The organism is Nitrospira sp. BLG_2, from assembly GCF_049222245.1.
The window spans coordinates 1-8,417 of the sequence record NZ_JBLYIG010000630.1; the positions used below are offsets into that span (position 1 = coordinate 1).

Genomic DNA, 8,417 nt, shown 5'->3' on the forward strand with positions numbered 1-8,417 from the left:
GGCGTCGTTTCGATAATCTGTCCGAACGGATCGATAAACCCGGAAATCCCCGTGTTGGCCGCCCGCACGAAAGCCAAATGATTTTCCACTGAGCGAAAGACGACCATGGCAAAGTGCTGGGCGGGGGCCGAGGACGGTCCAAACCATCCGTCATTCGTGATCGTTACCAGAAATTCCGCGCCGTTCTCGGCGAACCGACGGACCAAATTCGGGAAGATCACCTCGTAGCAAATTGCTACCCCGAATTTGACGGATCTGGAACCAGCCGAGCGTTCTTTGCTCCATGATTTAGGGCTGAACGAAAGAGTCGTCGACCCGGGTCCTGCCTCGAAATCGCCGATTCCCTCGACGAGTTTGTCGAGGAAAAACAAAAGTGACGATTTGAGGGGGATGTACTCTCCAAACGGCACGAGATGGTGCTTATCATAACGGCCGAGGACAGTGCCGTCCCTTCCCAGCAGATAGGCGCTATTCAAGAGGTAGGGGCGGCGATCAGGATAGAATCTTAAGGCCGGGCTGCCGAGGAGGATCGGTGCTTGCGCACGCTCCGCCCAAGCGATCAGCTGCAGCTGATACTCTTTCTCCCGCTCGAGAACAAACGGCGTGGCTGCTTCGGGCCAGACGACCAAGTCGGTACCGGTTCCAAGCTTGGCCGTCAGGCGGTCGAATCTCCGCATCGTCTCGTCGCGGAATGACGCATCCCACTTCACGGATTGATCGATATTCGGTTGAACGATACCGACGGTAATGGAGGTTCTTGGGTTTTTCACATCTCTATCGCTCAGGACCGCCGAACTGTAGAACCACGACAGCAGCATGCAGACTGCCGCAGTCGTGAGGAGTTCCCACGGTAGCTTGACGGGGTGAAATCCTCGAAAGAACGGCATGATCCACAAGAATAACTCGGCGAAAGCCACGTTCACCAGGACGATGAGGAAGGAAATGCCGTACACACCCGTGTGGTCCGCCACCTGAATCAAGTCCAGTTCGCGATATTGCGAATAGCCGAGGAGGCACCATGGAAGGCCGGAGAGCAGGTGGGTGCGGAACAACTCGAGTGCGACCCAGAAGCAGGGAGCAAGGAAAATTCCATAGCGCGGGATGAGCTCACGCAACCAGACGACGGCAAGACTATAGAGCCCGACATAAAGTCCAAGATAGGCGGTCAGCAGCAACAAAATTGCGTAACTCACGGGTTCGGGAACCTTCCCATAGGTCGTCATGGCGGTGACGACCCAGGCCATGATGCCGGTGAATCCGATAAGCCCGCTCAGCCAGCCGATCCAAAAGGCCCGCTGTCGGGAACATTGATCGAGGGCGAGATGGAGGGGAATGAGGACGATCCAGGCGAGCAGTCCCAAATCGAACTTCGGAAAGCAGAGAGGTAACAGCAGTCCGCTCGCGCAGGCAAAGAGTATCTGACGCGAAGGGGCTCGGTCCATCGTGTCGTACCTTATCGAAAGGTTCTACGACTTGCAAGAGAACGCTTGAACAATCAGCGACTTGGAGACTGACCGCGTGCTTTTCCCCGGTGAAAAAGGTATTCTACATTCTATGGATAGACGTCGGCACCCATTGAATTCCGGCTCAAGTAAAGGGGCCTTGCTACACTGGACGGTCGATCGCACGTTTGGGTTCGGTTTGTCGATGTACTGCGGCCGGAGTTGGATGAATTGGAGCCGCAGGATCGATGAAGCGTCGCACTTGATGAAGGGAGAGAGGCATGAAATCCATCGATACTCGGTCTGACGTACAGGCCGACGACCCGCGCAACTGGATGGGAGGGGAAGCGACCGTCGGTTGCCAAGCGCGTCGATATATTCGCCGCAAAGCAGGGCACCCGACCTCGTTTCTCGGTGTGATCCTCGGATTGACCTTCGTCGGCGGCCTCGCCCTGGGCAGTTCCTTCGGCCTGCTCTGTCGATCAAAGAGCAAGTAATTTGCCCACATGAAATTTAAGGTGCTTTCTGGATTGAGTTCCGCCATCGACAGGGAGTTTAAGCCCAACACAACACATGTTGTAATCGAACGGCTTTCAATAACGGGCAGTCAAGCCTGACCGGCGAGACAAACCACTAAATGAGGTTCAAGCACTAAGCCGGAAAGGTAATGAGATCGCAATGTCTGGCGATATGCGCGAAGTCCTGATCGGCCGTCAGAAGTGGGAAACCGTGCTGGCAACAGGTTGCGGCTATCAGAAAATCGACAGGCCCGGCGTTGACACCCTTCGCACGACAAGTCGCGCGAAGTCGGGCAGCTGCTATATAGGTCGAACGAGTCAGCTCAAGAAGCGGGTATGGATCGAGAAGAGTCAGAAGATGATCGAATTGCTTTGCGGAACGAAGGCCATCGAGAAGTTCTTGCAGGATATTACCGGTCAGAAACAGGCCGTCTCCGGATTCAACGTGCCATCGGAAAGCTCGGATGTGAGGGTGATCCTCCTCGACCCGAGGTCGTCGCAAGACCAGCGACCACACTGAAGTATCAACGACAAGGTTCACGGTCGCGGCGGTCTTTCTTGTAGTTCCATCCCTCACGAAACTCTATCGTCCCGAGGGCCTTAAGAATGTCCCGCTGCCGCCGACGCTGGATGAATTCAGTCAATGCCTGCGTGACCGTTTCCTTTTTAGTCCGAAGCTTTCCGATGCGTCGAGCTCGCTCCAACAAGGCGTCATCAATGGCCAGATTGGTCGCCATGCATCCTCCATGTGTAACGGTTACACATAAGAGTACGCCACGGCCGATAGACTGTCAAACCTAGCGGTTCTATGAAGTGGTGTATCCTCCATCTGATGGTCGGATTTACATCCTTAAGGCCTGATTTTGAATTCCCTGTTCAAGCTGCCGTCACAACCGACTGGATTAGCCTTGAGGTCGCACATTTCTTTTGGCCAACAACGTTCTGATCTTTGGTGACCGGCCCTGCTACGATCCATGGTGATTATGGCGTCACATTGACCCTGCCATCGGACCTCAAAGAGGTATAGAATGCAATCATGTTGCCTCTTATGAGATTGTCAGTTTGGTGTGTCCGACTCGTTGCCAGATCTGCGATGCCGATCCTGGTCGGCCCCTTCCTGATCGCACTACCCGTATCCAGCGAATCGGCGCAGCCTGACCAAGATCAGGGAACTTGGCACACAGCGGCTCCTACACCGATGAAGCGGACGGAAGTGGCTGCGGCAATGGTGGATGAGAAGATCTACGTCGTCGGAGGGTTTGAGAAGCCTGGCTTGGGCAATATACTGAATTTCGCGATCACGCCAGCCGTTGAAGTTTATGATCCCACGACCGACCGTTGGACTTCAAAAGCACCGTTGCCGGTCGGTTTGCACCATGTCGGCAGCGGGGTGGCAGGCGGGCGATTGTATATCATCGGGGGATACAGCAAGTCCGGTTTAAGTGTCTGGAACCCGGTAGCAACGGTGTATGCGTACGATCCGGCTACGGATAGCTGGACTGAGCACGCATCGATGCCGACTGCGCGCGGTGCCTTGTCCGTGACGGAGCACGAAGGAATGCTCTATGCCATCGGAGGCTATGATCGGAAATCCAACAACGCACAGGTCGAGGTGTATGATCCCGCGCGAAATCAGTGGACGAGCGTTGCATCTCTGCCGACGCCTCGCGATCACCTTGCCACTGCAACGGCTGCCGGAAAGATTTATGCGATCGGCGGACGTTTAGACGGCGATTATTCTCGGAATCTCCCTATTGTGGAAATGTATGATCCCGTCACTAATCAATGGAGCCGGGTTGCGGATCTTCCGACTGCGCGGAGCGGTATCACGGCCGCAGTGGTAGAAGGGAAGATCTACGTATTCGGCGGCGAAGGGGCCGCCGGTACATTCAATGAGAACGAAGCTTATGACCCGGCGCGTGATACGTGGCAACGTATGGCTCCAATGCCGGCTGCTCGTCATGGTCTCGGGTCAGCAGTATGGCAGAAGCACATTTACGTCATCGGCGGCGGACCGACTCCCGGAGGCTCCTTCAGCGATCTGAACGAAGTTTTTACTCCGCCAAAAAGCAATGGAAAAGCCGACTGACTCTATTCTTTCGAATCTTTATCGACCCGCGGAACCACGCACTCCAATCGACCTGGCCTCACGACATTTGATCGAATTTGGGTATTACGTATTGGCTCGTCCAGGGACTAACACGTCAGCCGTGGCGTGCTAGAGCACAGTGCACAAGCACGCCACTTGCTCCAAGGCCGACAGAACTCTCCTCAATCTGCACCGCAAGCGTCGAACAAAGACGAGTATGTCAGTGGGAATTTATGAGAGTGGCGCCACCGATGAGGAGAAAGTAACCGGTATTATAGAAGACATGCAGAGCAATGGAGGGATACACAGATCCAAAGCGATCTCGTACGAATCCGAAACAGAGAGAAGGAACGAACACGAGCAAGGACCACGAAATGGAATGGTTGGCCAGATGGACCATTGAGAATAAGAAAGATGTCAGTAAATTGGAGGTGGATAGACCAAACCAGGTCTTCCGCCTCGCCATGGATTGCTGCAAATGGCCCTGGACGATGCCACGGAAGAACAATTCTTCGAACAGTGGCTGCCATAGGGTGACGGAGAGAAAAGCCGGTGACCATATTGCATGCTGAGGCAGCGGCTGAAATGCAAAAAGCCATATCATGCTAAGCCATGCCATGGGACCAGAGGCTAACAAGAAGAGAAAGACTGAATCTCGATGAAAGGGACGATGGCATTGAAGACCCAGTAATGTCAGTGCCTGCGATGAGCGGCTTAGTATAGGGAATACTCCAGGGCAAACACCCTTGGCACCGATCGTACGGTCGAGGTTCAGCTTCCGCTGTGACCGCACTTCTTGCGTTTCGAACCCCAGTTTCACCTGCGTCTTGCCCTCCACAACAAGACAACCAAAGACATAAGGAGCATGCTAGGTAACAATATATCTCCCGTTGCTCCAGGGGCGAGAGTGCAGCCACCTCCGACATTATCGCCGGGAACTGCCGGTGGTGGCGCGATGTTGAAGGTTGCGGTCACCGTCGCATTGTCAGTGAGCGAGCAGGGACCGGTTCCGCTACAATCTCCACGCCACCCTGCGAAGACGGACCCAGGATCGGGCGCTGCGGTGAGGTTTACAGCGCTGCCTTGAGGAAACTGTCCATTGCATGTCGCTCCACAGTCAATTCCGGAAGAATTGGACGTCACCGTGCCGGTGCCGGCACCTGTTTTATCGACGGTGACGGTGAAATTCATCACGACACTGGCCAACGCGGCCCGGGCATTGATGCGCCCACCGGTCGATACCTTTTCCCTCAAAGAAGCCTTCCGATCCACTGTGTTGAGGATTGCGTTCCTGAGTTGGGATACGGTGAGATTGGGATCAACCGAGAGCAACAAGCCGGCGAGTCCCGCCACATGCGGAGCGGCCATCGAGGTACCCTGAAGAAACTGGTAGTCCGTCGTTCCGGACGGCTGACCCGCCACACAGGCGACGCGGACGTCGTCTACATACGCGCCGTCGAAAACCAGACTCTCATCCGATATGAATCGAAAGCGAAACCGTGAACCTGCCACACCGTCCGCGACGTCCCCCCAGGTGAAAGGGACAAATTGAGCGTTGCTACTATCTGTGACTCCACGAATGGGTTGCCAACTGGTTCCGCTGTTTTTTGATGTTTCTACAAGAAGTCTGTCCATATCTTGCTCAGTTTGCAGGCGAACGCGGCTGTCAAGCCGGCATCCCCGCTGTCCTTCCGTAGTGAACACTGGTCCCATCGCGAATGAATCCGTGTTGTTTTGATAGTTTCCGTCCGGACTATCGGACAGACTGTTCGGCTGGCTGAATGATGAGGAGTTGGTGAATCCCCACGTAGAATGACTTCCTCCGAAGACATATCCGAGGCCCGTCGGGTTGGAGTCAAAATTATGGAAGAGCACATTTGTGACATTCGACGTGGGTTTCGTGCTGTTGATCCTGACTCCCGGCGCGGCTACTTGGACGGAAGTGGAGCCGAAATTAGAGAAGTTCGCCAATTCATCATTTTCGTCCGTGGCCGCAACCGCAACCACGTTTGCCAGCGCGGCCTTCGGTTGCCCGTTGCACACTGAAGGAGCGCTAAAATTAGCCGGAAAGCTGGGTATGTTGTCGTTATCATCGCCGATCCCATCATTTCCACCGTTGCCTGCCGCGGCAACAAAAAGTGCGCCTGCTGTATTGGCGGCACTCACCGTATCATAGAAAGCCAGGCTACAATCAGGTCCGGCAAAGCTGGCGTTGATTACACGTGCGCCATTGGCGACTGCATAGCGGATCGCGCCGACAAGGGCGGCGGTGGATATGGATCGATCCACTCCTCCGGCTTTCAGGGCCATCAACTTCGCGGTCCACATGACTCCTGTTACCCCAGTTCCATTGTTCCCGGCTCCAGCGATGATTCCCCCGACATGAGTGCCATGTCCCGGATTACCGCCGGGATTGAGACCGACCGGGTCCATCGGGTTACTGTCGTTCATATGGAAATCCCATCCATGCACATCATCGATCAATCCGTTTCCATCGTCATCAACACCATTCCCGGGGATTTCTCCCGGATTCGTCCAGATATTGGGGGCGAGATCCGGATGGTCATAAGCCATGCCTGAGTCAATGACCGCGACAATCACGTTTGGACTTCCCGTGCTGATATCCCAGGCTTCCGGCGCATCAATGTCGGCATCCGGCCTTCCTGCTGTTCCATTCACGGCTTGACCGGTGTTATGGAGACCCCATAACGAGCCGAAGCGCGCATCGTTGGGAATGGTTCTGAGCCAGTAGAGGTAGTTTGGTTCGGCATACTCGACGGCAGGATTACTTCGGTACTTCGATACCGCTTCCTCTACCGACAAGGCACCTTCCAACTTGTACTGGTGAATCACCCTGGCGTTCACAGGCAGCACGCTGATTTCTTTAGCACCCGCGACCGCATTCAGGGACTGGATTCCTGAGGAGGACGCATCATCCTTGAACTTGACGAGCACCTCTCCCGGTACATACCGGGCTGGGTGAAGCACGTCTCGTGACAGCACTGTCATTCCGCCGGATGCTTGTTTTTGCTCCGCATGAACCAAGCGATCTTCCGGTATGAGCCCCGATACTGCGGCCACGACGGTTGAGATTCTCAAGATGGTCCCGCCCACACTGAGCGCGATTCCCATCGCACTACTTCTGCGTTTCGTACCGATAATCAGGCTCTGCATACTCAATCTCCTGATATGAAGCCAGTTGGGTGATCGCGGCTTCAACCGACCGATCGTCCAAAACCCTGGCGTGATAGAGGCGCCCACGTTGGAGTTCGGCGATCACGCCGATCCGGTTATCCTTCAAGATGGACGCGATCCTCTCTTGTGAAATCCCGTCCTTAAACTTGACCAACATTTCATGCGGGATGAATCGTGATGCCGGGGATTTCACAGATCGTTCGAAGGTATGCGCCGTCGTCGCATTCTGGTTCCTTGCATCACAGGATGTAGAGAACCAGATAGCCGGCACACACATCATGATTGTGACTAGTTGTGTCATCCGATGAAATAACGAGGGCAAATAAATGATCGCTTTCCCTTTCTGAAATTAGGCAGCTCGTTACATATCTGCCGGGATTCTCAGTAACTTGTTTGACGGTAGATTAAGCCGGTCATGTACACGAGAGTGTTGCTCTTCCAACGATCAGTCTTTGCTCGCAGGGGGCCGTTCAACCTTTTGATGTACCCACGTGGCGGCCGTGGCCGCGGTGGAGACGAAGGCTTGACCGAAGCCAAGCACGAAGTGGGCGTCTTCAAGCCGCAATTCCCAAAGAGCAAAATCACCAAAACCAAACATCATCTCGGCTTGAGGAAACCGTGACAGGTATCGCTCCTTGCATTCGCCATACGACGGGGCATGGGGTGAAAGCGGCGCCGCTTGACCCATCAGATTTATTCTTCTTAGCGCGAGAGGATTTTTTTCAGGTCCGTCGGGTTCGGCGATAAACAACGATACCTGTGGATCAGCCAGCAGATGCCGCGTATGGAGCGCCAGTCGGCTGAGGTGCACATATGCGTTGGTCCAGTCCGATCCAAACACATAGGACACGTGCGATCCAAATGGTCGTCCATTTCGCATCGTGAGCAGCACGGCTGTACGGACCTCCCGCGCCAGTGCCGACCATGCCTGTTGTACATCCTGACTCGTGAGTGCCTCAGCCATTGACGCATGTCTTCCGAAGGTTGCAGCAAGGGAGTACCCTGCATGGTACGATTCCAAACGTCAAGAGGAATGTCCCCAGGGTTTTGTCAACAAAATGAAGCCCGACACATTAGTTTTCTTGACTGATTCATAGCTGAAGCCTATCGTACTTAGGTGGGAGGAGTTAACGCCCCGAGGGAATATGGTTCAACAGGGGATCGAGCGTGAGG

General features: G+C 54.7%; 9 protein-coding genes. 2 read left to right on the forward strand and 7 right to left on the reverse strand.

Annotated elements, in window-relative coordinates:
• A partial coding sequence (gene lnt, locus ACOSYY_RS16720; protein WP_421663908.1) for an apolipoprotein N-acyltransferase occupies positions 1–1,442 on the reverse strand: 1,442 nt, incomplete at its 3' end.
• A 281-nt stretch (positions 1,443–1,723) separates the two neighbouring features.
• On the opposite strand from lnt, the gene ACOSYY_RS16725 reads away from it, so the two are divergent.
• The gene (locus ACOSYY_RS16725) at positions 1,724–1,939 is read left to right on the forward strand and encodes a hypothetical protein (protein WP_421663909.1); all 216 of its coding nucleotides are present in this window, start codon (positions 1,724–1,726) and stop codon (positions 1,937–1,939) included.
• Positions 1,940–2,093: 154 nt separating this feature from the next.
• Here ACOSYY_RS16725 and vapC read toward each other — a convergent pair whose 3' ends face one another.
• Together vapC and ACOSYY_RS16735 are read right to left on the reverse strand one after the other, a co-directional pair.
• Positions 2,094–2,537 carry a type II toxin-antitoxin system VapC family toxin gene (gene vapC / locus ACOSYY_RS16730; protein ID WP_421663910.1) on the reverse strand — a complete coding sequence of 148 codons (444 nt, stop codon included), beginning with the start codon at positions 2,535–2,537 and terminating at the stop codon, positions 2,094–2,096.
• The gene (locus ACOSYY_RS16735) at positions 2,485–2,697 is read right to left on the reverse strand and encodes a type II toxin-antitoxin system VapB family antitoxin (protein WP_421663911.1); all 213 of its coding nucleotides are present in this window, start codon (positions 2,695–2,697) and stop codon (positions 2,485–2,487) included. Before ACOSYY_RS16735 ends, vapC begins: the two co-directional genes overlap by 53 nt.
• Before the next feature lie 356 nt (positions 2,698–3,053).
• Here ACOSYY_RS16735 and ACOSYY_RS16740 point away from each other — a divergent pair, with 356 nt between their 5' ends.
• Positions 3,054–4,049: a Kelch repeat-containing protein gene (locus tag ACOSYY_RS16740; protein ID WP_421663913.1), complete on the forward strand. Its 996-nt coding sequence runs from the start codon at positions 3,054–3,056 to the stop codon at positions 4,047–4,049.
• Between the two features lie 220 nt (positions 4,050–4,269).
• On the opposite strand, the gene mrtJ is transcribed toward ACOSYY_RS16740, so the two are convergent.
• The 4 genes from mrtJ to ACOSYY_RS16760 form a co-directional block, all read right to left on the reverse strand.
• Positions 4,270–4,668, reverse strand: coding sequence for a JDVT-CTERM system glutamic-type intramembrane protease MrtJ (gene mrtJ / locus ACOSYY_RS16745; RefSeq protein ID WP_421663918.1), 399 nt, complete (start codon positions 4,666–4,668; stop codon positions 4,270–4,272).
• A 197-nt stretch (positions 4,669–4,865) separates the two neighbouring features.
• Complete coding sequence (locus tag ACOSYY_RS16750; protein WP_421663914.1) at positions 4,866–7,223, reverse strand: S8 family serine peptidase; 2,358 nt, start codon at positions 7,221–7,223, stop codon at positions 4,866–4,868.
• On the reverse strand, positions 7,186–7,437 hold the full coding sequence (locus ACOSYY_RS16755; RefSeq protein ID WP_421663915.1) for a S8 family serine peptidase: 252 nt from the start codon (positions 7,435–7,437) through the stop codon (positions 7,186–7,188). The genes ACOSYY_RS16750 and ACOSYY_RS16755 overlap by 38 nt, the downstream gene beginning before the upstream one ends.
• Before the next feature lie 252 nt (positions 7,438–7,689).
• Positions 7,690–8,208: a HugZ family pyridoxamine 5'-phosphate oxidase gene (locus ACOSYY_RS16760; protein WP_421663917.1), complete on the reverse strand. Its 519-nt coding sequence runs from the start codon at positions 8,206–8,208 to the stop codon at positions 7,690–7,692.
• Positions 8,209–8,417 lie beyond the last annotated feature (209 nt).